Genomic DNA, 22,375 nt, shown 5'->3' with positions numbered 1-22,375 from the left:
CTATAAATGAGCAAAAACGGATACAAAAAATTCCAAATCAAAGATCATGCTAATTTTAATCGTTTTTGAATCACTTGAAAAGGAATGTTCTTTCGGCCGCAGTCATAGATAAACTGGGCGATATCTTGTTTGACTTGCTTGCGAACGGTGCGTAGCCCATCGCCAAAGGAACAAGGCTGTTCAAGCCCCACGGTACAGAACAAATGTGTCCAGGCGAGTAGTGCCCATAGACGAATAAACGCAGTGGCCGAGCGAACTTGATACGTCTCGAATCCTAAATTACCTTTGGATTGTCTAAAGAAGATTTCAATCGGCCATCTTTTGCTGTAATACGTACAAATCGTCTCTGTCTCTAAAGACACATTCGTGCACAAAAAGGCGCGTAAAGCTTTCGGCTGACCAAAGGCTTGCTCAGGCCAACAGAGAAGTACGACTGCATTCGGGATGTCGTTTAAGGCTCCCTCATATCGGTACGTCCAGTACGAAGAACCATTCACGGTCACGAGGTGAACGTCTTTTTTGGACACATGCGCGGCAAAATGCTGAACCGAGATCCGGATGCCTTGCGGATAGAGAATACGATTGGTTTTTAAAGCGCCAATCAGGTGGTATCCTGCAGTCGCGTAGCTGTCAATGATCCGGGAGCAAGTAAACCAGGAATCGACAAGCGCATATCCCCCATATGGAGGCAAAGGCATCGTCGCAGCCATGTCACACACATGATCGATTTTAGTATAGACGGAGCCATCCGGATGAACTTTTTTTCTGTCGTATAGATCTATAGAATGAATCAATGCCGCTGCACCACATTGTACGATAGTGGCCTGAACCTGATGGCCCCAGACGGTTTTACCTTCGAGATGCGAATGATGATATCCAGTCTGTTCGATGGGAGACTTGGCCTGTGACGAAGGCTTGGTCTTCTTGCAAATCGAATCATCATGAATCACAAATAGAGGCTCCGCCGTTTGTGTGGACTCGCGGAGTACATGACGAATAGATTCTTGCTTCACTTTATGTTGAAGAATCCTTTCGTCCCAGTGCCCGTGAGTCAAAAAGTGCCCGAGAGCAGTGCGGTGACACGGGCTATAATCGGCTAGATCTACGACCTTACCCCGAAATCCTTTGGACGTTGCTGCTGCCATGTAAGATAGGATATGATTCATCACGGGTTTAGAGAAATATAAAGGCAACCGGTGCTGCAATAAATAGTTGCGAAGCATTTGATGATCAGGTACGATGGCGGTATGGGACATTGTGAGTTCTCCTTCGGCTAAAAAGTGTGTTGTGGTGACTACTTTTTAACACAAGGAGAGCACTTTGTCTCTATTCTTTTTGATTTTACAGTTTACTGGAAGCGAATTTGCTCATTTATAGGTTTTAGTTCAAATTTGTTTTAGTGCAGGGTCTTTTCGTTTATAATGTACAGTAAGAGGTGAGCCTTATGAAATCCACACACTTGTGTCCGCGTTTACAAAAAAGCATGGATATTATAGGCAGACGCTGGACGGGACTGATTATCTACCAGTTGCTCCAGGGACCACAGCGCTTCAGCGCGATCGAAGCCTCGCTGCCGGTCAGCGGTCGGCTGCTCTCCGAGCGGCTGAAGGAGCTGGAGCTGGAGGGCATTGTCCGCCGCGAGGTGTTTCCAGAGACTCCGGTCCGTATTCAATATTCGCTGACCGATAAAGGGCTGGGACTGGAAGCCGTCATCCGCGACCTGCAGCAATGGTCAGATGAATGGATTATTTCGGGTGAAGCCGTCTGTCCGCCCCCGGAATAAACGTCCCTTACGCCTTCGCAGGCTGGCCGTTCAGCTTCAGACCTATGATAACCAGATCACGCTTGACTCCATCCAATTCCGCCACACCGGGCAGCAATCCCCAATCCTTGAAGCCATTTCTGCGCAGCAGACGCAAGCTCGGTTCATTATGTCCAAACACAAAGCCCACCAGATTCTCGATGCCAAGATCAGGGGCTGTTTCTATTGCTTTGGCCAGCAGTATGCTGCCTGCTCCGCTGCCGCGGAACTTCTCGCTCACATAGACGCTGATCTCGGCTGTGCCGTTGTAGGCAGGACGGCCATAGAAGGACTGGAAGCTGAACCAGGCCGCAACCTCGCCATTCTGCCGCAGCACCCATAGCGGACGGTGATGGCTGTTATGCTTGCTGAACCAGCGCTGCCGGTCCCGGACGCTCACCGGCTCCAGATCAGCAGTCACCACTCTGCCCCCCACCGTAGAATTGTAAATCTCCACAATCGCCGGCAGATCGGTCTGCAGCGCATCCTCTATCGTATAATTCTGCCATTCCATCCTGTATTCCCCCATCATCATATTCCCTTTTCAGTCCAATCCAACCTGCTCACGGCTCCATAACCACAACCGCTGCGCTTCTTCCCGGCTCTTTGCTCTGGGTGATAATTCATTAATCTTGCGGCGGTAATAATATTGGCCTGTGGTTTCCTTCAGCTCCGGTGCCGTGGCCAGATAAACCGCCGTATCCGCGCCCTGCTCAGGCGTCAGGAAGAAATAGGACAGCAGCTTCAGCACCGAACGGCCAAAGCCGGTCTCCCGGTTAACCCCAATATTCGTGCCCACCGCTCCCGGATGCACTGCGTTGACGGTGACCCGTGTGCCCTGCAGCCGGGCTGCCAGTTCTCTCGTAAACAGAATGTTAGCCAGCTTCGAACGGCCATAGGCCTTAGCCGGATTGTAGCCGCGGGAGAGTGTCGGGTCGCTGTAGTACATCTTCCCGATTTTGTAGGCACCCGAAGCCACCACTACTACTCTGCCCTGCTCAGCGCCCTTCAGCGGTTCAAGCAGCAGATCGGTCAGCAGGAAATGGCCCAGATGATTGACACCGAGATCCAGTTCGAAGCCGTCTGCCGTCAGTTGGCGTTTAACCGAAACTACCCCGGCATTATTGACAAGCACATCCAGTACCGGATAGCTGGCAATGAAGTCCGCAGCGAACCTGCGGATACTCTCCAGTGAAGCCAGATCACAGAGCATCAGCTCAATCTGCTGCGAGCCGCTCTTCAGCCGGGCGGAAGCCAGTGCTGCTTCTCCCCGCTCACGGCTGCGGCAGACCATGATGACCTTGGCTCCCTGGCGGGCCAGTTCAATAGTAGTAGCCAGCCCCATTCCAGAATTCCCGCCGGTAACCACCACGATTTTGTCCTTCATAACCTGTCTTCCCCCTTCTGACTGGCATGTCCGGACGCTTGTCCAGCCTTTCCCTATCAATTTTACTCCCAGTTCGGTTTCAGGGCAATCAGGCGGTCGTCTGCATCACCCGCATTCCCCCTGCCATCCCTGTTGTTAGTCATCACATACAGCGTTCCATCGGGACCTTCGGCGACATTGCGCAGCCTGCCCCATTCTTCTTCAAACAATTCCTGTACGAAGGCGGGCTGGTCTCCACTCTCCGGGGATACCCGTAGCAGCATCTCTCCTCTAAGACTGGCGACCAGCAGTTGTCCTGCCAATGGACCTTGTGTAATAAAAGCCATGCCCGAAGGCGCCCACGTCTCCTCCCAGCTGTGCAATAGCGGCTGCTCCAGCTCTGCTTCAGATTGGCCGGAACCAGCCTCATCCCCTTCGATCAGCGGCCAGCCATAATTGACGCCTGCCTTAATGATATTGATCTCGTCATGGTTGGACTGCCCATGCTCCGAGCTGTACAGGACACCGCTGCCCGTCTGCCAGGCCAGGCCTTGCGGATTACGGTGGCCCCAGCTGTAGACAGCTGATCCAGGCCGTTCGGTGAACAAGATCCACCCATCCTGATTGGCATGATAAGCTAATCCGACTGGTTACATCAGCCTAAAGTTTCGGCAACTATTACCCGTGGAGTCCATCACTCAAACTCAGGCAGGCTGATCCGGAGGCAAGTGCACATGGACAAATTATGATTTATAATAAGAACATTGCCTAGTTACGTGAAGCCGAAAGGGGAACTATCGAAATGAATGAAGCTCTGAAAAGTCTGGAGCAGGCTATGGCGGGTGAAGGGCTGGATGCCCTGCTCGTCACCGATCCGAAACATGTCTACTATTTAACCGGATTCGCCAGCAACCCGCATGAACGATTTCTGGGACTGCTGTTGAAGCGCGGAGAAGAACCTGAGCTGATCGTTCCGGCGCTTGATGCCGAAGCCGCTCACTCTGCCTCTTCTGTAAGTACCATCCTTACCCACAGCGATACGGATAATCCGTATGAACTGTTGAAATCGCGTTTCGGCGGCAGCCAACCGGGAACCATGGGCCTGGAGAAGGAGCATCTATCCGTTGCACGCTTTGAACAGCTGGCCGCTGCAGTTCCGGCCGGAACATTCAGTGATATTGGAGCGCTGCTGCGCGCTATGCGGGCCAGAAAAACCCCTGAGGAGGCTCAGCGGATGATCCACGCCGCCGAGCTGGTCGAGGAGGTGCTGCGCCAAGGCCTTGAGCATGTTAAGGCAGGCGTAACTGAAATTGAACTGGTAGCGGAGCTGGAGTATATCATGAAAAAGGTTGGCGCATCCGGCCCTTCCTTCGATACGATGGTGCTGTCGGGTCCGAATACCGCTCTGCCGCACGGCGTGCCGGGCAGCCGGGTAATCCAGCCGGGCGATTTCCTGATGTTTGATCTGGGTGTATACGCTGGTGGGTATGCTTCGGATATTACACGCACCTTTGCCGTAGAGACAGCAGACAGCCAGCTGGTTACCATCTACAATACGGTGCTGGCTGCCAATGAAGCCGGAATCGCCGCCGCCAGACCGGGAGCCACCTTCGGCTCTGTCGACAAGGCAGCCAGAGATGTCATTGAAGCGGCTGGCTTCGGACCTTATTTCATGCACCGTGTCGGCCATGGGCTAGGCATGGATACCCATGAATATCCCTCCCTGCACGGCCTGAACACAGACCTGATCGAGACCGGCAATGTATTTACCGTTGAGCCGGGCATTTATGTGCAGGGAGTCGGCGGTGTGCGCATTGAAGATGACCTGCTGATTACTGCGGAAGGCGCGCAGACGCTTACCATCTTCCCGAAAGAGCTGACTGTGCTTCATCTGTAAGAGTGAGGCGTTATTTCATTTCTCGGTGGGGCCGCGCAGCAGCATATTTCAAGAAAGAGCCGTGCATTGCCGCACGGCTCTTTCTTGTTTCATTTATAAGGAGGCTGCCCGGCTTCGGGAGCTTGCCTGAGCGGCAATTCATCCTCGGCAAACCAGAAGGAACGGGCAATATATAGTACAGGGGTGCCTGCGGCGGTCAGTACAAACTTTACAATATAGGTAGTCAGCAGAATCTCCAGCCATACTCCCCACTCATATCTTCCGGCAAAGGCTATCGTGCAGAAGATCAGGGTATCGACAAAAGAGCTGATCATCGTGCTGCCGTTCGAGCGAATCCACAGCTGGCGTGCAGACCCATAGTAATTGCGGATCCACGAATACAGCCTTACATCGAGGAACTGGCTGACGAAATAAGCGGTCAGGCTGGCAAGGGCAAGCCGGGGCATAAGCCCGAATATCGCCTTCAATGCATCATGGGCCAAATCACTCCCATCCGGTTCAAACACCAGTACCATCTGCATGATGACCGTTGTCATCAGCAGCGTGAAGAATCCGAACCACACGGCGTTCCGCGCTTCTGCCCGGCCGTATTTCTCATTCAGCAGGTCACTGGTCAGATACAAGGTGACATACATGGTATTGCCGAGCGTCATAACGATATGCGGCGGCATGGCAATCGTCTTGGCTACCTGAATGTTGGCGATTACCGTAGCTATCCCTACCCAGGCATACAGCCCTTTTTTGCCGAATTGACGGTAGCAGAACAGATAAAAAATGAAATTGACCAAAACAAAAAAAACACCCCACACCAAATTAAACATTCTTCTCTATTCCTCCTAGTTTTGATTACGCGGGATGGTTACGAACCGCGGCATGCATACTTGTGAAACAAAACATTTACACTCTACCATACTGCCAGAAAACACACCACAACAATTTTTGGTTACATGAAAACAAGGTATGTCAGATATTTTTCGTGAAATTACAGAATAAATCTTCAATTATTCAAACATTTCAGAAAAATATACAAAAATGACCAAACTTCCACTATTCAACCGAGGGTTAATTCTATAGAATAGTATCAATCAAGTTTCATAGAAGGAGAGAATCATATGTTCCGCTTCAAGCAATCCATCAGCCGCAAAATTACCCGCTTGCTGTTTGTCGTTCTGCTGCTAACGTCACTTTTGTTAAGTATTAGCTTCTACTTCATATCCGTCAGTATCTTCAACAGCTACGTGGCTCCACAGATTAATAAATCGCTGACCGCTGCCGGCCAAGACGTGTATAAGAGCATCAACACCACGTTCGCCCAGCAAACACTCAGCAACGGCGAACAAGCCAGGACTCAGCTGGAGTTCTACTTCAAGGAGAAGCAAAAGCAGCACGGTTCCGAAAGCATCTATCTGCTGAACGTCAAGGACGGCAAACCCGTTGTGCTTGCTGCTGAACGGAGTGCCAAGCTGAAACCTCAGGAGAGCGTAGAGCTGCAGCCTGCCATGGAGCAAGCACTCAAAAGCGGAAAACTGGCGCTCAGCGACATGTACAGCGACAGCCACGGTATACATATTTCTTCATACATAAACATTCCCGGCAGCACCATGCTGGTAGGAGTTAACGCCGATGTGCGTTTCATCGAGGAGAAGCTGAGCAACATCCTCTGGACCAGCGCTGGAATCACCCTTGCCGCAATGGTCGTAAGTATGGTAGGCGCTATGTTTATGAGCCGGAGAATTACCCGGCCTATTACTAAGCTTGCGGCATATAGCAACAAGCTGGCTGAAGGGGACTTCACCCAGGAGTTGCACATCAAAGGCAGCGATGAGGTTGGACAGCTGTCTGAAAGCTTCCGCACCATGACCGAACGCCTCAAGGGAATGATCGGCCAGGTGCTGAACACCTCCAATACGGTCGTTATGGATGCCAACGACTTGAAGGAGCGCGTGGCGATGCTCAACGAGATGGCTAGCCACTCCTCTCAATCTGTCGAAGAGATCGGCAAGGGCAGTACAACCATTGCCGTTGCCGCCTTGGACAATGCCCGGGCGATGGAGGAGATCAACCTGGGCATCCAGCAGATTGCTTCCTCTGCAGGCGAGGTCACGGAGCAGATCAGCGAAGCGTCCGACCAGGCAACCGGCGGTAATGATACGGCTCAGCATGCCGTTGAGCAGATGCGCCAGGTGCAGCGGGCTTCCCAGAAATCGCTGCAGCAATTCCAGACGATGAATGAACGCTCTCTGATGATCGGCGAGGTCGTACAGGGCATTACCGAAATCACCAAGCAGATTCAGATGCTCTCGCTCAATGCCTCCATTGAAGCGGCGCGGGCCGGCGAGCATGGCCGCGGCTTCGCGGTGGTAGCGGGCGAAGTGCGCAAGCTGTCCGAGCAGTCCCGCAATGCAACCGAGCAGATCCGTGAATTCCTGATGAGTCTTCAGGAGGACATGAACCGCTCTGTGACCGAGATGAATCAGGTGAATGCCGAGGTTGCATCCGGGGCCGGCAAGGTTGCAGAAGCCGGAGATGCCTTCAGCCAATTGCTGATTCTTATTCAGAGCATTGACCAGAACATCCAGTCCGTATCCGCCGCCACCCAGCAAATCTCAGCAGGCACTGAGGAGGTCAGCGCTTCGGTGGAGGAGACGGCACAGATTACAGCCAAGTCGCAGGCCAACGCGGATACTCTCCAGCAGAACTCAGACCGGCAGCGCAGTGAGCTTGATGCCCACGGCCTGACTGTGGAGCATCTGCATGAGCAGGCGATCCAGCTTCAGGAAGCGGTCAAGCAGTTTAAGATTTAGTTTGTTATCCGTTTATCTGTTCACCTGTTTACTTAAAAGCTCCCGTCAGCCCTATTCGGCTTACGGGAGCTTTTGCGGTGTACGCCAGTAAATTAATGCCGGGGCGCCCACAGGATGACGGAAACCCCGATGACGCAGATGCAGGCACCGATCCAGTCGTAGAGATCCGGTGTTTTTTTGTCCACCAACCAGCCCCAGAGTACAGCAAGTACAATAAATACCCCGCCATATGCTGCGTATACCCGCCCGAAGGACGGAAACTTCTGCAAAGTGGGAATAATCCCGTAAGCGACCAGAATCAACGCCCCGACAATTCCGTACCAGAGCGGTCTCGATTCCCGCAGCCACAGCCAGACCAGGTAGCCGCCGCCAATCTCGGCAAGCCCCGCTATCACAAACAGCAGAATAGCCGCTGCCATCAGCGCTCCTCTGTCTTCTGCAGACCCATAATCTCGTAAATGGCCTGCATATTCAGATGCTCGCTCACCGCGTCTGCCAGACGGTCGAACTCCCGCTCGCGTGCGGCGGCGGCCGAGAAGGTAGACTCCAGCGGCTTCAGACCCTTGGATACCCGCAGCCCGTCCAGCCAAGCTCTGCGCAGGCCATCATTGTGAAAGAGGCCATGCAGATAAGTGCCCCATATTTTGCCGTCCAGCGTACCCCAGCCCTCCGGCTGCAGCTCGCCGTCAGCCCCCTTCAGCCGGAAGAGGCTACGGACGGCATCCGCGCCAAGATTGCTGGTGGCGCCCATGTGGATCTCATACCCGCTGACCCCCAGCTCCGCTGTTGCCGCCCTGGCACCGCCGCCAAGTCTCAGCGGGTGGTCCGCAGCCAGGCTGCCGCTGACGCGTACCGTCGTCTTGTCCGGGAGGAATACCGTCGAGAGCGGCAAATACCCGAGTCCGGCGCTTTCGCCCGGCTCACTGCTCTCGACCGCATCCGGGTCCAGCAGCTTGACGCCCAGCATCTGGTAGCCGCCGCAGATGCCAACCAATTGATGCGCTCCATCCTTCAGCGCAGCCGTAATGGCCGCAGGGAATCCCTGCTCCCGCAAATAGCGCAGGTCAGCGGCGGTATTCTTCGTTCCCGGCAGCAGAATGACATCCGGGGACCCCAGCTCCTCTGCCCGGCTGACATAACGCACTGCCGTATCCGGCTCATCGGCCAGCGGATCAAAGTCCGTGAAGTTGGAGATTCGCGGATAGTGGATCACGGCGATATCCAACTCCTTGCCGTCGCCTTGCTGCCGCGTGCCCGGCGTTCCTTCCAGAACTACGGAGTCCTCGGCTTCAATCCGCAGCTGCGGCAGAAACGGCAATACGCCCAGCACCGGAATGCCGGTGCGTTGCTCCAGCCAGTCCAGTCCGGGCTGCAGCAGCGACAGATCGCCGCGGAACTTGTTAATAATGAAGCCTCGGACGCGCTGGCGTTCATGCGGCTCCAGCAGCTCCAGCGTGCCTACGATGAAGGCAAATACGCCTCCACGGTCAATGTCGGCCACCAGCAGCACCGGGGCATCCGCCCAGCCTGCCAGATTCATATTGACGATGTCATTGGCCTTGAGATTAATCTCGGCGGGACTGCCAGCCCCTTCAATCAGCACAGCCTCATAGCTTGCGCGCAGCCGTTCCAGCGCGGCCATCACCGTGCCGCGCGCTTCCGGCAGGAACTTCTCACGGTATTCCCTGGCGCTCAGAGCGGCATGGGGTACTCCGTGCACCACAATCTGTGCGCTCATCTCACCGGAGGGCTTCAGCAGAATCGGATTCATATCGGTCGTCGCGGCAATGCCGAACGCTTCGGCCTGCATGCCCTGGGCCCGCCCGATTTCTTTGCCGTCCTCGGTAACGTAGGAATTCAGCGCCATATTCTGCGATTTGAACGGAGCCGTGCGGTACCCGTCACGGGTCATTAAGCGTCCGATAGCAGCGGTCACCAGGCTTTTGCCGACGTCTGAGGCTGTGCCCTGGATCATCAGCACAGCGGCGCGCGGTTTGCCGGATGGACTAGGGCTGAGGTTCGACGTCTGGCTGGCGGTCTGGCTGGCGGATAACTCCTGATCCATATCGGTTGAATCTTCCATATTATCGTCCCTCGCTCTCATGTTGATTTCGTTGTGAAAGTGAAGCTAATTGGCAGATTGATGTGTTTTGGAGGAAATAGATGCAGAGAAGGTTATTACTTCAGCCCCCTGTCTTCCCTATGTATGTTTAAGCCTTGTAAGTAGTATACAACTAGCAGGTGATAGGGAAAAACTACCGTTAAATTTCGGCTATTCCCCCTGTTGTCGTGGCATATAGGAAAAAGTTACCACTAAATCGTCTGTTGATGGCATTACGGGGTTGAAATCACCGGGTTAGGGGTAGTAATTCCCCATATCACCCCTGAATCGCCGTTCTGAGACCAATTTGCGGTATTTCTTCCCTATAACGAATTTGTCAGAACAGCATAAGTGCTTCATTGCAGGTACCGTCCACAGGTTGGCCATCCAGTTAGATGTAGTTTTACTTTCTTATTGGTGTATTGTGAACGCCAACAATTCAGTGGTGGGATAGGTTGCTAAGCTCGTGCCATTGAATTAGTTGCGAAAGTGCATCTATTTTGCTGATTTTTTGCGTTTTGGAGGAAATAAGTGCGAATGCGCATCTATTTTGGACTGTTGAGCGTTCCAGGGGAGTGATTTGCTCGAAATTAGTTGCATATTTGCACTTATTCGCCTAATAATGGACGTTTCATCTGAATTTAGTTGCAGTTTCGCATCTATTTGCTCCAGCGGCAGGGAACTAAATAGTAACTTGAAGTACAGTTAGCTTCGTTCAGCGCAGCGGGTTCGTTCAGCACAGCGGGTTCGTTACGCGCAGCGAGTTCGTTACGCGCAGCAAGTTCGTTCAGCACAGCGGGTTCGTTACGGCAGCGGGTTCGTTACGCGCAGCGAGTTCGTTCAGCGCAGCAAGTTCGTTCAGCACAGCGGGTTCGTTACGCGCAGCGGGTTCGTTACGCGCAGCGGGTTCGTTACGCGCAGCGGGTTCGTTACGCGCAGCGAGTTCGTTACGCGTAACTGCATTCGTTAAGCTCGGCGAGATTAATGAGCGCCGGGCTACAGCAGGTTATGCTGGAGAAGGACCAGCGCCAGCAGCAGCACCGCCTCCAGCAGCTCATTCAGCGCGCCGTACACATCGCCGGTGAGCCCGCCGAGCCGGCTGGACGCCCGGCGCGCAGCCGCGGTGCCGCAGGCCAGGGCCGCAACCGGCAGCAGCACCGCTGCTGCCAGATGCTGCGGCCACGCGGCCAAGCCCGCGCCGAGCGCCAGCGGCGCTGCGGCTGCGGCCAGCGAGAGCAGCGCGGCCCAAGCCAGCGCGCGCCGCTCGTGGGCAGGGGCCAGGCCCGCGAAGCTCGCGGCCAGGCCTTCATCGCCGCGGGCAATCGGCAGGCGGACCATCGTCCGCACCATGAACCAGCGGCTCCACACCGGCGGCAGCAGCAGCAGCGGCAGCTCGGCAATTTGTCCGCGGGCCAGCCACGCGGACAATAACGAGGCCTTCAGCAGCAGCAGCAGCACACAGGCGAGCACACCCATCGCCCCCACGCGGCTGTCCTTCATAATCTCCAGCATCCGCTCGCGCGGGCGGTAGCTGAGCAGTCCGTCGGCGCTGTCCATCCAGCCGTCCAGATGCAGGCCGCCAGTCAGCCCCACCCACAGGCAGAGCGTAATCACGGCGGCAGGACCGGCTGGCAGCAGCCAGGACGCCGCCGCACCGCCTGCCGCTACGCTAAGCCCGATGGCTGCGCCCACCAGCGGATAATACACCACGCTGCGCCGCAGCAGCTCGGGTGAGAAGCCGGGCTGGCTTCTCACCGGAAAGCGCGACAGGAACTGAAAAGCGGCCGCAGCGGCATCCCGGCGCGCCCTCACAGCTTAAACTCCCGGCTCTTCAGCTCGACGGGAATGCCCACCGTAACCAGGAACACCTGGTCACACCGGCCCGCCAGCCGGGCATTCATCCGCCCGGCCAGGTCGCGGTACAGCCGACCCAGCGCATATTCCGGCACAATGCCGTCTCCTACCTCATTGGTCACCAGTATCAAAGTTCCGGCGAAGCCGTCCACACTCTGCTCCAGCCTTGCCATTTCACGCTCCATATACTCCTGTCGGTCCGCCCGTTCCTCCGCCGCCAGCAGCACATTGGACAGCCACAACGTCAGGCAGTCCACCAGGACCGCCTCCTTGCCGGAGAGACGGTCCAGCAGTGCGGGGAGGTCGTGCGGCTCCTCGACCGTCTTCCATGCGTACCCGCCTTGGGCCCGCTGCTGGCGGTGGAGAGCGATTCTCGCCTCCATCTCCTCATCGAACGCCTGCCCGGTGGCAATATAAGTCGCTTGCCCGGCAAGCGAGGCCATCAGCCGCTCGGCGAAGCCGCTTTTGCCGCTGCGGGCACCTCCTGTGACCAGGATGCTCATAGCTTGTCTGCTCCCGAGACGCCTGCACTTTCGAAGGTAGCCATCTCGCTCATCACCCGGCTGATCGAATCGATCAGATGTAAACACAGCACCCCGCCTGTTCCTTCGCCAAGCCGCAGGCCCAGATCCAGCAGCGGCTCCAGTCCCAGCCGCTTCAGCAGCAGCCGGTGGCCCTGCTCTCCAGAGACATGAGAAGCTATCATAAACGCGGTTGATTCCGGCGCTACAGCCTTGGCCACCAACGCCGCTGCTCCAGAGATGAAACCGTCCAGTACAACAGGCGTCCGGCTCGCCGCTGCGCCAAGGATCAATCCGGTCAGAGCCGCGATTTCCAGTCCGCCCACCTTGGACAGCACGTCCAGCGGATCGGCAGGATCGGGCCAGTTCACATCCAGCGCCCGCTGCACGACGGCGATTTTGTGTAGCAGCCGCTCATTGTCAATGCCCGTTCCCCGGCCCACTGCCATCTCGGGAGACAGGCCTTCCAGCGCACATAGAATAGCAGCGCTGGCTGTCGTGTTCCCGATGCCCATCTCGCCGGTCACCAGAATCTCCGTACCGCCGGCTACCGCTTCCTGGGCCACCCTTACACCAGCCAGTACTGCACTGAGCGCTTCCTCGCGGCTCATCGCCGGTCCGGCTGCCATGTTATCCGTGCCACGCTTCACCTTGCGGTTGATCAGCTCGGGATGGTCAATATCTCCGATCATGCCGATATCCACGAACTTAACCTCTGCCCCAGCCTGGCGGGCGAGCACATTGACCGCCGCCCCGCCGCTGAGGAAATTATCGGCCATCTGCATCGTGACCTCCTGCGGAAAAGCGCTGACCCCTTCGCAGCAGACCCCATGGTCGCCGGCCATTACCACCACTGTGCGTTTGGCGTAAACAGGCTGCTCCGTTCCCGATATACCGGCCAGTCGTACGGCCAGCGCCTCCAGCTGTCCGAGGCTTCCCGGCGGCTTGGTCAGGCTGTTCAGGCGTTGCACCGCCTGTAGCGCAGCCTTCTCATCAGGTTGGGCAATCGGACCGGTTACTGCTTCAATTTCTTTTATCATATATTCTCCTCCTAGTGTCATCGAACCCTATGTACAGCGCACTGTCGGCGCAGCGAACACCACGCAAGAAACCCCTTCTCTGAAAGAAGGGGCACCCCATGCAGCGGCCGTCAGGCCATTATATCGCTATCCCTTATTCTTCCTGTAAGGATTATAGGGGATAGCGAACGATCTTACAATTACATTTTTACCTTCATAAAAGCCTCCATCCGTGTCAGCGCCGTGTTCAGCTTCTGCGGAGAAGCCGCATAAGAACAGCGGATATGCCCTTCGCCGCCCGCTCCGAACACCGAGCCTGGAACCGCGGCTACGCCTGCTTCCCGCAGCAGCCGCAGCGCGAACTCCTCCGACTTCATTCCGCTGCGTCTAATGGAAGGAAAAGCATAAAATGCACCCTGCGGTTCATGGCACTCCAGACCCGCCGCTCTTAGACCCGCCACGAACATCGACCTGCGCTGCTTGAAGGCGGCGACCATTTGGTCTTTGGCGGCCAGCCCGCTGCCCAGCGATTCGATGGCGGCAATCTGCCCCAGCACCGGCGCACACATCGCGGTGTACTGGTGGATCTTCAGCATCGCCGCCAGCAGCCCGCTATCGCCGCACGCATAACCCACCCGGAAGCCGGTCATCGCAAAAGCCTTGGAAAAGCCGCTAATCACGATCGTCCGCTCTTTCATCCCGGGTAGCGAGGCCGGACTGACATGTCTGCTGTCAAAGGTCAGCTCGGCATAGACTTCATCCGAGAGCACCAGCAGGTCATGCTCCTTCACGACCTCTGCCACCGGCAGCCAATCCTCATACGTCATGACAGCCCCGGTAGGATTATTGGGGAAATTCACCACCAGCAGCTTGGAACGCGGTGTAATCACTTTGCGCAGCGCCTCGGCTGTAAGCTTGAAGCCCTCTTCTGCACAAGTTTTCGCTTCTACCCATGTCCCTCCATTTAGATGAGCAATCGGTGAATAGGCGATATAGCTTGGAGCCGGAATAATAATCTCATCCCCCGGTGCCGTGAAGGCGCGGAGAGCCAGATCCAGGGCTTCACTGCTGCCGACGGTGACCAGAATCTCTTCAGCCGGATCATAGCGAAGCCTGAAGCCCGTCTGCAAATATCCGGCGATTTCCTGCCGCAGCTCCAGCAGTCCGGCATTTGGCGTGTACTTCGTCTCTCCCCGGTCAAGGGCGCGGATGCAAGCCGCTCTCACAGACTCTGGCGTAGCGAAATCCGGTTCACCAATCCCAAGTGATACAATATCGTTGTTACCTGCATCCACCTCGAAAAAACTGCGGATTCCCGAAGGAACAATCTCCTTCACACGCGGTGCAATCCATTCCCTAGACATGACTGACCACCGTCCCTTGCCTGCAGCTTCGTTCCTGGAGTGAACCGGTGATAATTGCATCCAGTAATCCGCTAAAAGTAAACCCCGCCGCAAGTGCGCTTTGCGGAAGCAGGCTGGTTTCGGTCATGCCGGGAAGCGTGTTGACTTCCAGCACATAAGGAACGCCATCCTTCAACATCATATCCACGCGTGCATATACCGAGCATTTCAGCAGTCTGTAGCTAGCCAAGGCCGCTTCCTGCACCCGTTCTGCGGTTGCCGCTGGCAGCTGCAGAATCTGTTCGTCCGCCCCGCCCTGTTCATATTTGGCACTGTAATCGAACCATTCCTCACCCAGCGAGCGAATGCCGATGACCGGCAGCAGCTTTCCGTTCAGCAGCGAACAGGTGATTTCCTGCCCTGCGGTGTAACGCTCAATCATCACGCAAGCATCCTCGGCAAAAGCCTTCAGTACTGCGTTCCGCAGCTCCTGTCCGCTGTTCACCTTCGTCATCCCGATGCTGGAGCCGCCGGCGTTCGGCTTCACCATCACTGGATAACCGAGACGCCGGGCGGCGTCCGTGTCGTAACACTCCATGCTGTCCCAGCAGAGCCAGTCAGGCGTGGGGATGCCGGCGTGGCGAAGAATGGTTTTGCTCAGCTGCTTATCCATACACAGGCTGCTGGACAGTACCCCGCTGCCGGAGTAGGGAATGCCGAGCGTTTCCAGCGTCCCTTGTACCGTACCGTCCTCGCCATAGGCCCCATGCAGGGCCAACAGAGCGAAATCCAGCCCATTCACGCCCTCGATCAGCTGATCCAGCCGGTTAATGATCACCGGAATGCCTTCATATTTGCTTGGGTCCAGATGCTTCAGCATCTCCCGTCCTGTATTCAGCGACACCTCATATTCAGAGGATACCCCGCCCATAATGACCCCTACTTTTAACCGCTGCATCACCCATTCTCCTCTCATCCCATCATTTCTTTCGCCGTCCGGCCGATAATCTCGATTCCCTTGCGGATCTCAGCTTCAGCTACTCTGGAGAAACCCAGCCGCAGCGTGTTCAGCCCTTCGCCATTCGTGAAGAAGATATCTCCCGCAGTAAAAATAACCCCCCGCTCCCGGCAAGCCGCCAGCAGCTCCCTCGTGCTGAAGCCCTCGGCAAACGTCACAAACAGATGCAGCCCGCCGTCTCCCGACACTGTGGTATAAGAAATATGCTCCTTGCAGCAGGCAAGCGTTAATTCGTATTTCCGTTTATATTCCGCCCGGGCTCGCTTCAGATACTTCTCCAGGTTGCCACCGAGCAGATATTGGTACAAAATCGACTGGTCGAGCGTTGAGGTGTGGATGGTTCGCGCTCTTTTGACACTTTCGAGAGCATCAATCAGCTGGCGGTCTGCCAGCACCCAGCCTACCCGCAGTCCGGGGAACAGCACCTTGGAGAAGCTGCCCAGGTAAATCACACCGTTCCCGCTGCCCGCCGCTGCAATTAACGGGGCGACGTGGGAGCCTGAATAACGCAGCTCCTCGTTGAAGCCGTCCTCGATTACCGGCACCTTGTATTCTGCCATCAGCTTCATAAGGCCAAGTCTTTTCTCGGGGGACATCACGATTCCGGTAGGATTATGATAGGAAGGAACCAGGTAGGCACAGTCATACTCGCGTTCCGCAAGCGCCTGCTCCAGTGCTTCCAGCTGAAGGCCGTCCCGCTCCATGGGAATGCCGGTCAGGGCGAAGCCGTGCAGACGCAGGTTTTTGATCGCTGTATGATGGGTCGGATTCTCACAGAGCACCGCTCCGCTCCGCTTGCCCAGCGTGGACAGCACCAGGTCGAACCCTTCCGTGAACCCGTTGGTAATCAGCATCTCCTTGCCGCGCAGATCCACGCCCTTATGCTCCATATATTGTTTTAAATAATCGATTAAAGGTTTATAACCCCTGGCATATCCGTAGTTGAGCAGCACGTTTCCTTCGACGGCCATCCGGTCCAGAAACGCTCTTTTGACATTATCGAGATCAAACAGGCTCTCATCCGGCGCAATGCTGGTAAAAGAAATCGTGCCCTTCTCCGCGCGGATGCCACGTTTCATAATATCAAGCTCGTCGGCCAGGACCGCCTGGGCGCTCAGCCGCTGACTCCAGTCCATCGTCCAGACCTCGCTCTCCAGGCTTCCGGTGTTCGCCGCAGCGGGGGCGACATAACTGCCCTGTCCCTGCAGGGTATAAGCGAACCCGTCATCCTCCAGACCCGCATAGGCGGAGATCACCGAGTTGCGGCTGACCTTGAGCAGTGTGCCCAGCTCCCGTGTGGAAGGCAGCTTCTGACCGCCTTGGAGGGCGCCTTTTAGAATCAGATGCTTCATGTAATCCTTCACTTGTATATAGACCGGACGTCCGGGCAGCAGCTTGAAATCCTTAAACATCTTTCCATCTCCCTTACAGCTATCATGGCACAGACCTCTGCATAAAAAAAGAACCACCGCCCCGGGATTTTCTTCCGGGCGTGGTTCTTTGGGTGGAATGGGAGTGGGGACAGGCCAAGTCTGGGGCGAGATATAAGCTGCGGCAGTCAGTTAGTACATTCCTTCCCCGTTCCCCAAGTTTGCAAGGCTAAAGCTTACGGACGAAGGGTCGGTTTGCATAGCCATAGCTTACGGACGAAGGGACATCAGGCTCACCCGGAGTGAAATTCCTGCAAATGTACAGGAATTTCTGCTCTTCCTCTCCTTGTTTGCTGAATTCCTGCATAAGTGCAGGTTTTCCGGCCATTGGGTTTGCGAACCAGTGCTAAGAGCGTGAATTCCTGCACTATTGCAGGCTTTGGGCCCCGAATGACCGTTTTCGCACGAAAAAACTGTAGGATTGCAGGAATTTTGAGCAGGAAGTGACTATATATATGGTCGCTGAGCTTAAAGCTGGCGGGCCTGCGTTGCTCCAGCGGTCTTCCTTCCTCATTGCCCGTTCCAAACGTTAAACTAACCCTGCTTTACAAATCTGGAGTATGCCCGGGTAAGAACTTCTGAAATGTTGCACCAGCGACTCGGAAGGGGTGGCGACGTACGCAGGGTGCAGGTAACCAGGCAGCGGTGGGGTGACGTACGCAGGGTGCAGGTACGCAGGCAGCGGTGCGGGGGACGTACGCAGGGTGCAGGTACGCAGGCAGCGGTGCGGGTGACGTACGCAGGGTGCAGGTAACCAGGCAGCGGTGCGGGTGACGTACGCAGGGTGCAGGTAACCAGGCAGCGGTGCGGGTGACGTACGCAGGGTGCAGGTAACCAGGCAGCGGTGCGGGTGACGTATGCAGGGTGCAGGTAACCAGGCAGCGGTGCGGGGGACGTACGCAGGGTGCAGGTAACCAGGCAGCGGTGCGGGTGACGTACGCAGGGTGCAGGTACGCAGATAGCGGTGCGGGTGACGTACGCAGGGTGCAGGTAACCAGGCAGCGGTGCGGGTGACGTACGCAGGGTGCAGGTAACCAGGCAGCGGTGCGGGTGACGTACGCAGGGTGTGCAGGTACGCTGGCAGCGGTGGGGTGACGTACGCAGGGTGCAGGTACGCCGGCAGCGGTGCGGGTGACGTACGCAGGGTGCAGGTAACCAGGCAGCGGTGCGGGTGACGTACGCAGGGTGCAGGTAACCAGGCAGCGGTGCGGGTGACGTACGCAGGGTGCAGGTAACCAGGCAGCGGTGCGGGTGACGTACGCAGGGTGCAGGTAACCAGGAGGGGTGCGCCGTGTTACGGCGTAACCACGAGGGCTGGCACACTGTTGGGCATTCATCGTTACGTATTCTCGAGAACATGTGGCTTGAAGGCGCTTGGCAGTTGCAGTGTTATTTGTAACACTCCCGCTTCTCTATCCTGGAGTTGCCTCGGCCACCCTTAGAATCGCCAGTTTCCATTCTCCATCCGAAGGCGGATTGTCGTTATGCCTCCTGGCGGCGGAGCAGGAGCGTTGTAGAAGCTTAGCTCTGCTTCAGACCATGCCCGCAACTGGCGGATAACACCGCCGTGAGTCACGATCAGCACGCGCAGCGGCTGGGTAGCGACAGGGTGGGTTTGGTGGTCTTGATGTTCTTGATGTTCTTGGTGGTCTTGGTGGTCTTGATGGTCTTGGTGGGCTTGGTGCCACTGCTCTGCGGCTTGCCCTAGCTCGTCCAGGAAATGCTGCAGGCGCGCCGTGAATGCCCCCCAGGCCTCCCCTTTGGGCGGCGTGACCGCAGCAGGATCATCAACCCAGCTTCGGTATTGCTTGTTATGCTGCAGCTGCTCATACGTACAGCCTTCCCACGCCCCGAAATTCAGCTCGCGCAGCCGTAGATCATACCTTGCTCTGGAGATAAGTTCAGGGGCCACACAGGCCAGTGTCTCCCGGCAACGCAGCAAATCACTGCAATAGACACGCCAGAAGCTGGCCGACAGCTCCGGCTGATCCCGGCGCAGCAGCAATTCATCCCTCGCTCCGGGAAACAGCGGAAGATCCGTATGGCCCAAATAACGCCGCTCTGCATTCCACCGGGTCTGTCCATGGCGGAGTAACGACAATTCCAGATCGGCTTCGGGTTCTGTTCTCTTATTGTGTTCCATAGTTGGCATCACCTCCAGGCTACAGCCCACAGCCATGCCGCGGCGGCACACAGGCATACAAACAGGGTGCCAGCCAGCATCATGATCCGCGAGGTCAGCCTGATATCCTCCGGCTCCATCGTCCGTAGCGGGTCCCCCATGTAGGCGCGGAACGAGCTTACCCCGTGGTAGACATTGTAGCCGCCGAGACGGATGCCCAGAGCACCGGCCACTGCCGATTCCGGGTAGCCGCTGTTGGGGCTGGGATGCAGGCGGGCATCGCGCCGTACGGTGTGCCAGCATCTGCGCCAGTCAAGCCGCAGCAGCCAGGCACATAAGGTCAACAGTAGCCCGGTCAGGCGGGCCGGAATATAGTTGGCCACGTCGTCCAGCCGTGCTGAGGCCCAGCCGAGGTCACGGTATTTATCGTTTTTGTAGCCGACCATGGAGTCAAGCGTGTTCACCGCACGGTAGGCCATAGCCAGCGGCGCGCCGCCCAGCAGGGCGTAGAATAGCGGCGAAATCACCGCGTCGACAATGTTCTCCGCCACCGTCTCCACGGTGCCGCGTACAATCTCCGGGCTGTCCAGTCCGGCGGTGTCCCGGCCAACGATCATCCCGAGTGCCTTGCGGGCTGCGGGGATATCGCCTCTCAGCAGTTCGCCGTATACCGCCATCCCCGCGTCCTTCAGACCTTTGGAGGCGATGGTCGTGGAGATTAGCCAGACCTCTGCGGCCCAGGCCAGCCAGGGCGAGAGCCGTGAGAGCAGCCAGACAACCAGCACCGTCAGTCCCCAGGCACCGCCCGCTATAATCAGCGGCAGGAGCACGCCACCTCTCTTCAGGCTGCGCGGCTTGTAGCAGAATCGGCGGATCAGCCGCTCAAGAGCAGCAATGGCCCGCCCCATCCCTACCACCGGATGGGGCAGCCTGCGCGGATCGCCCACCAGCCGGTCCACGATGTACGCTGCCAGCAATAATCCTGCACGCATCATCGGCAGGCACCTGTAAGCGGCTGGCGAGGCGGGCGCTGCATGGAGCCTGCTGCACGCGGCAGAGATGCTTGTGGGCTGGGCAGCGGGAAGTGGGCGGCTGGCTGATACACCAACAGGCCGGGGGTATGCTCGGACCGGAGGGATAGCTGATACGCTAACCTCTCGGTGGCGGGCTCAGACCGGAGGGACTGCTGATACGCTAAACTCTCGGTGGCGGGCTCGGACCGGAGGGACTGCTGATACGCTATCCTCTCGGTGGCGGGCTCGGACCGGAGGGACTGCTGATACGCTAAACTCTCGGTGGCGGGCTCGGACCGGAGGGACTGCTGATACGCTAAACTCTCGGTGGCAGGCTCGGACCGGAGGGACAGCTGATACGCTAAACTCTCGGTGGCGGGCTTGGACCGGAGGGACAGCTGATACGCTATCCTCTCGGTGGCGGGCTCGGACCGGAGGGACAGCTGATACGCTATCCTCTCGGTGGTGGGCTTGGACCGGAGGGACAGCTGATACGCTATCCTCTCGGTGGCGGGCTTGGACCAGGACGGATATCTCTGATCTCCAAATCTTTTTACGTGTGTGTGATCAAGCTTCAACAGCTCCGGCATGCCGGGTATGTACATCACACACCCGGACTCACCTTGCTGTGCTGGCAGATTAGACTCTGGTGCCCTAGCTTCATAAGTGTGAGTTGACGTGCAGGGGAGGGGCAGAGGCCGGACAGCTTGTATTCGCAATGGGAGTAGCCTATGTGTTACAGGTTGGGTTGTCTGCGGCTGTGCCGACGAGTCCGAGCAGATCATAAGTCGGAATTCCTCGCCTGCTGTGCCAATGCTGCTGCTCCTGAATCTAACAGCTGCGCAGCCTGCACCGATTGCAGGCTTGCCGTCACCGCCGTGTACACGAGCCGTCCGATGGCTCCGCCCAGATCAGTGGCCGTTCCGGCGTAGACATGCTCTGCCGCATAGCGCCGGCTTCCGCTCACGGCGAGCACAACTGCGTCCGTGGTTGTGCCCGTAGCCGTCAAGCCATTCTCGGGGTCGGTGATGCCGAGATCGGCCAGGGCGGCGGCTTTGGCTTCGGTGGCCGTCATGACGGCATTGACCATCGCCGCCGGGGTGAGGCAGCCGTCGATGGCGAGCATCAGGTTGATCGTGCCCGGACGGTATGCCTGCAATACCGGACGCAGCACTCCGGCACGCGCCGCGTTGCCCGCAGCGGCGGTAACGCAGCACCAAATGCCCGCCGAGCCGGTATCCTCCTCCAGGACGGCAGCATGCTCCAGCGGCACGGCCGTCATCAGACCGGCGCAGCCTTCCAGCGGGTAACCCCATTGCCGCAGCTGCTGTTCCATATCACGCACAGGATTGCTGCATTCGTAATCACGGCTGACAAATTGATTAACAGCCCGCTTCAGCCGGACCATTCCTCCGCCATAAACAGCGCTGGACAGCCCATCTGCCTCTGTTGGGAATTCAAGTAGCAGATGCCCGCTTTTCAACTCCAGCGTAAGCCCTGGCCATACCTTGGATTGGTAAATACGCGGCTGATCTCCATCGAAGAATGGTGTAATCTGTTTGTCCACTTGTGATCTCACTCCTTTAACTAATATTAGTTTTATGTAACTGTCGGAGCACGCGCTGCAGTCGCCGCACAGAGTTAACACGCTGCCCGCTCCTCCCTATCCCACCACTCAAAAGCATATTTGCCTCTCATTCCACCATATCCTGCTCTAGCACACATTTTAAAGGCATTTTTGCCTCTCATTCCACCCTATTCCGCTCTAGCACACATTTCAAAGGCATTTTTGCCTCTCATTCCACCATATCCTGCTCCAGCGCACATTTCAAAGGCATTTTTGCCTTTCATTTCGCCATACCCCGCTCCAGCACACATTTCAAGGGCATTTTTGCCTTTCATTTCGCCATACCCCGCCTCAGCGCACATTTCAAAGGCATTTTTGCCTCTCATTTCACCATATTCTGCTCTAGCACACATTTCAAGGGCATTTTTGCCTTTCATGATAGCTCCGTCCACCTGCAGCAGTCCAAAGTATGGGATTTATCCCCTATTTTTCTCGACATCTGCCACTTCGAGCGTAAAG

At 56.7% G+C, this 22,375-nt stretch carries 20 protein-coding genes; 3 read left to right on the top strand and 17 right to left on the bottom strand.

All coding sequences use genetic code 11. The annotated features are described in order from the left end of the window. Nucleotides 1–44: 44 nt before the first annotated feature. Nucleotides 45–1,256, bottom strand: a complete 1,212-nt coding sequence (locus B9T62_RS01450; protein ID WP_087913645.1) for an IS701 family transposase — start codon at nucleotides 1,254–1,256, stop codon at nucleotides 45–47. 188 nt (nucleotides 1,257–1,444) lie between these two features. Here B9T62_RS01450 and B9T62_RS01445 point away from each other — a divergent pair, with 188 nt between their 5' ends. Beyond that, nucleotides 1,445–1,783 (top strand): winged helix-turn-helix transcriptional regulator, encoded by a 339-nt coding sequence (locus tag B9T62_RS01445; RefSeq protein WP_087913644.1) that lies wholly within the window; start codon nucleotides 1,445–1,447, stop codon nucleotides 1,781–1,783. 7 nt (nucleotides 1,784–1,790) lie between these two features. On the opposite strand, the gene B9T62_RS01440 is transcribed toward B9T62_RS01445, so the two are convergent. The 3 genes from B9T62_RS01440 to B9T62_RS01430 form a co-directional block, all read right to left on the bottom strand. Further along, a complete protein-coding gene (locus B9T62_RS01440) occupies nucleotides 1,791–2,315 on the bottom strand; it encodes a GNAT family N-acetyltransferase (protein ID WP_087913643.1) in 525 nt (174 codons plus the stop codon). A 30-nt stretch (nucleotides 2,316–2,345) separates the two neighbouring features. Further along, nucleotides 2,346–3,188 carry an SDR family oxidoreductase gene (locus B9T62_RS01435; RefSeq protein ID WP_087913642.1) on the bottom strand — a complete coding sequence of 281 codons (843 nt, stop codon included), beginning with the start codon at nucleotides 3,186–3,188 and terminating at the stop codon, nucleotides 2,346–2,348. A 62-nt stretch (nucleotides 3,189–3,250) separates the two neighbouring features. Next, complete coding sequence (locus B9T62_RS01430) at nucleotides 3,251–3,775, bottom strand: PQQ-dependent sugar dehydrogenase (protein WP_245864300.1); 525 nt, start codon at nucleotides 3,773–3,775, stop codon at nucleotides 3,251–3,253. A gap of 194 nt (nucleotides 3,776–3,969) precedes the next feature. On the opposite strand from B9T62_RS01430, the gene B9T62_RS01425 reads away from it, so the two are divergent. After that, nucleotides 3,970–5,064: a M24 family metallopeptidase gene (locus B9T62_RS01425; RefSeq protein WP_087913640.1), complete on the top strand. Its 1,095-nt coding sequence runs from the start codon at nucleotides 3,970–3,972 to the stop codon at nucleotides 5,062–5,064. 89 nt (nucleotides 5,065–5,153) lie between these two features. Here B9T62_RS01425 and B9T62_RS01420 read toward each other — a convergent pair whose 3' ends face one another. After that, nucleotides 5,154–5,885: a queuosine precursor transporter gene (locus tag B9T62_RS01420; RefSeq protein ID WP_087913639.1), complete on the bottom strand. Its 732-nt coding sequence runs from the start codon at nucleotides 5,883–5,885 to the stop codon at nucleotides 5,154–5,156. Nucleotides 5,886–6,176: 291 nt separating this feature from the next. Here B9T62_RS01420 and B9T62_RS01415 point away from each other — a divergent pair, with 291 nt between their 5' ends. Next, nucleotides 6,177–7,868 (top strand): methyl-accepting chemotaxis protein, encoded by a 1,692-nt coding sequence (locus B9T62_RS01415; RefSeq protein ID WP_087913638.1) that lies wholly within the window; start codon nucleotides 6,177–6,179, stop codon nucleotides 7,866–7,868. Between the two features lie 92 nt (nucleotides 7,869–7,960). Here the strand turns inward: B9T62_RS01415 and B9T62_RS01410 are convergent, their stop codons facing one another. The 12 genes from B9T62_RS01410 to B9T62_RS01350 form a co-directional block, all read right to left on the bottom strand. Then, nucleotides 7,961–8,287 (bottom strand): YnfA family protein, encoded by a 327-nt coding sequence (locus tag B9T62_RS01410; RefSeq protein WP_087913637.1) that lies wholly within the window; start codon nucleotides 8,285–8,287, stop codon nucleotides 7,961–7,963. Beyond that, nucleotides 8,287–9,933, bottom strand: a complete 1,647-nt coding sequence (locus B9T62_RS01405; protein WP_425436673.1) for a cobyric acid synthase — start codon at nucleotides 9,931–9,933, stop codon at nucleotides 8,287–8,289. The genes B9T62_RS01410 and B9T62_RS01405 overlap by 1 nt, the downstream gene beginning before the upstream one ends. Before the next feature lie 1,032 nt (nucleotides 9,934–10,965). After that, a complete protein-coding gene (gene cobS, locus B9T62_RS01400) occupies nucleotides 10,966–11,781 on the bottom strand; it encodes an adenosylcobinamide-GDP ribazoletransferase (protein ID WP_087913636.1) in 816 nt (271 codons plus the stop codon). Beyond that, on the bottom strand, nucleotides 11,778–12,326 hold the full coding sequence (cobU, locus tag B9T62_RS01395; RefSeq protein WP_087913635.1) for a bifunctional adenosylcobinamide kinase/adenosylcobinamide-phosphate guanylyltransferase: 549 nt from the start codon (nucleotides 12,324–12,326) through the stop codon (nucleotides 11,778–11,780). Before cobU ends, cobS begins: the two co-directional genes overlap by 4 nt. Next, nucleotides 12,323–13,384 (bottom strand): nicotinate-nucleotide--dimethylbenzimidazole phosphoribosyltransferase, encoded by a 1,062-nt coding sequence (cobT, locus tag B9T62_RS01390; protein WP_087913634.1) that lies wholly within the window; start codon nucleotides 13,382–13,384, stop codon nucleotides 12,323–12,325. Before cobT ends, cobU begins: the two co-directional genes overlap by 4 nt. Before the next feature lie 179 nt (nucleotides 13,385–13,563). Beyond that, complete coding sequence (locus tag B9T62_RS01385) at nucleotides 13,564–14,727, bottom strand: pyridoxal phosphate-dependent aminotransferase (RefSeq protein ID WP_087913633.1); 1,164 nt, start codon at nucleotides 14,725–14,727, stop codon at nucleotides 13,564–13,566. Continuing rightward, complete coding sequence (locus tag B9T62_RS01380) at nucleotides 14,720–15,664, bottom strand: D-alanine--D-alanine ligase (protein ID WP_087913632.1); 945 nt, start codon at nucleotides 15,662–15,664, stop codon at nucleotides 14,720–14,722. Before B9T62_RS01380 ends, B9T62_RS01385 begins: the two co-directional genes overlap by 8 nt. Before the next feature lie 14 nt (nucleotides 15,665–15,678). Then, nucleotides 15,679–17,136 carry an aminotransferase-like domain-containing protein gene (locus tag B9T62_RS01375; protein ID WP_087913631.1) on the bottom strand — a complete coding sequence of 486 codons (1,458 nt, stop codon included), beginning with the start codon at nucleotides 17,134–17,136 and terminating at the stop codon, nucleotides 15,679–15,681. 1,456 nt (nucleotides 17,137–18,592) lie between these two features. Next, entirely contained in the window at nucleotides 18,593–19,297 is a 705-nt protein-coding gene (locus tag B9T62_RS01370; RefSeq protein ID WP_087913630.1) for a histidine phosphatase family protein, read from the bottom strand. 8 nt (nucleotides 19,298–19,305) lie between these two features. Then, entirely contained in the window at nucleotides 19,306–20,271 is a 966-nt protein-coding gene (gene cbiB / locus B9T62_RS01365; RefSeq protein ID WP_087913629.1) for an adenosylcobinamide-phosphate synthase CbiB, read from the bottom strand. A gap of 799 nt (nucleotides 20,272–21,070) precedes the next feature. Then, a complete protein-coding gene (locus tag B9T62_RS01355) occupies nucleotides 21,071–21,856 on the bottom strand; it encodes an adenosylcobinamide amidohydrolase (RefSeq protein WP_087913627.1) in 786 nt (261 codons plus the stop codon). A 188-nt stretch (nucleotides 21,857–22,044) separates the two neighbouring features. Next, a complete protein-coding gene (locus B9T62_RS01350; protein WP_087913626.1) occupies nucleotides 22,045–22,293 on the bottom strand; it encodes a hypothetical protein in 249 nt (82 codons plus the stop codon). Nucleotides 22,294–22,375: the final 82 nt, after the last annotated feature.

Origin of the sequence: Paenibacillus donghaensis (assembly GCF_002192415.1) — a bacterium.
In the GTDB taxonomy this organism is placed as follows: Bacteria; Bacillota; Bacilli; order Paenibacillales; family Paenibacillaceae; genus Paenibacillus_AQ; species Paenibacillus_AQ donghaensis.
Note: the sequence above shows the minus strand (reverse complement) of the source record. Positions and strands in the feature narration are given on the sequence as shown.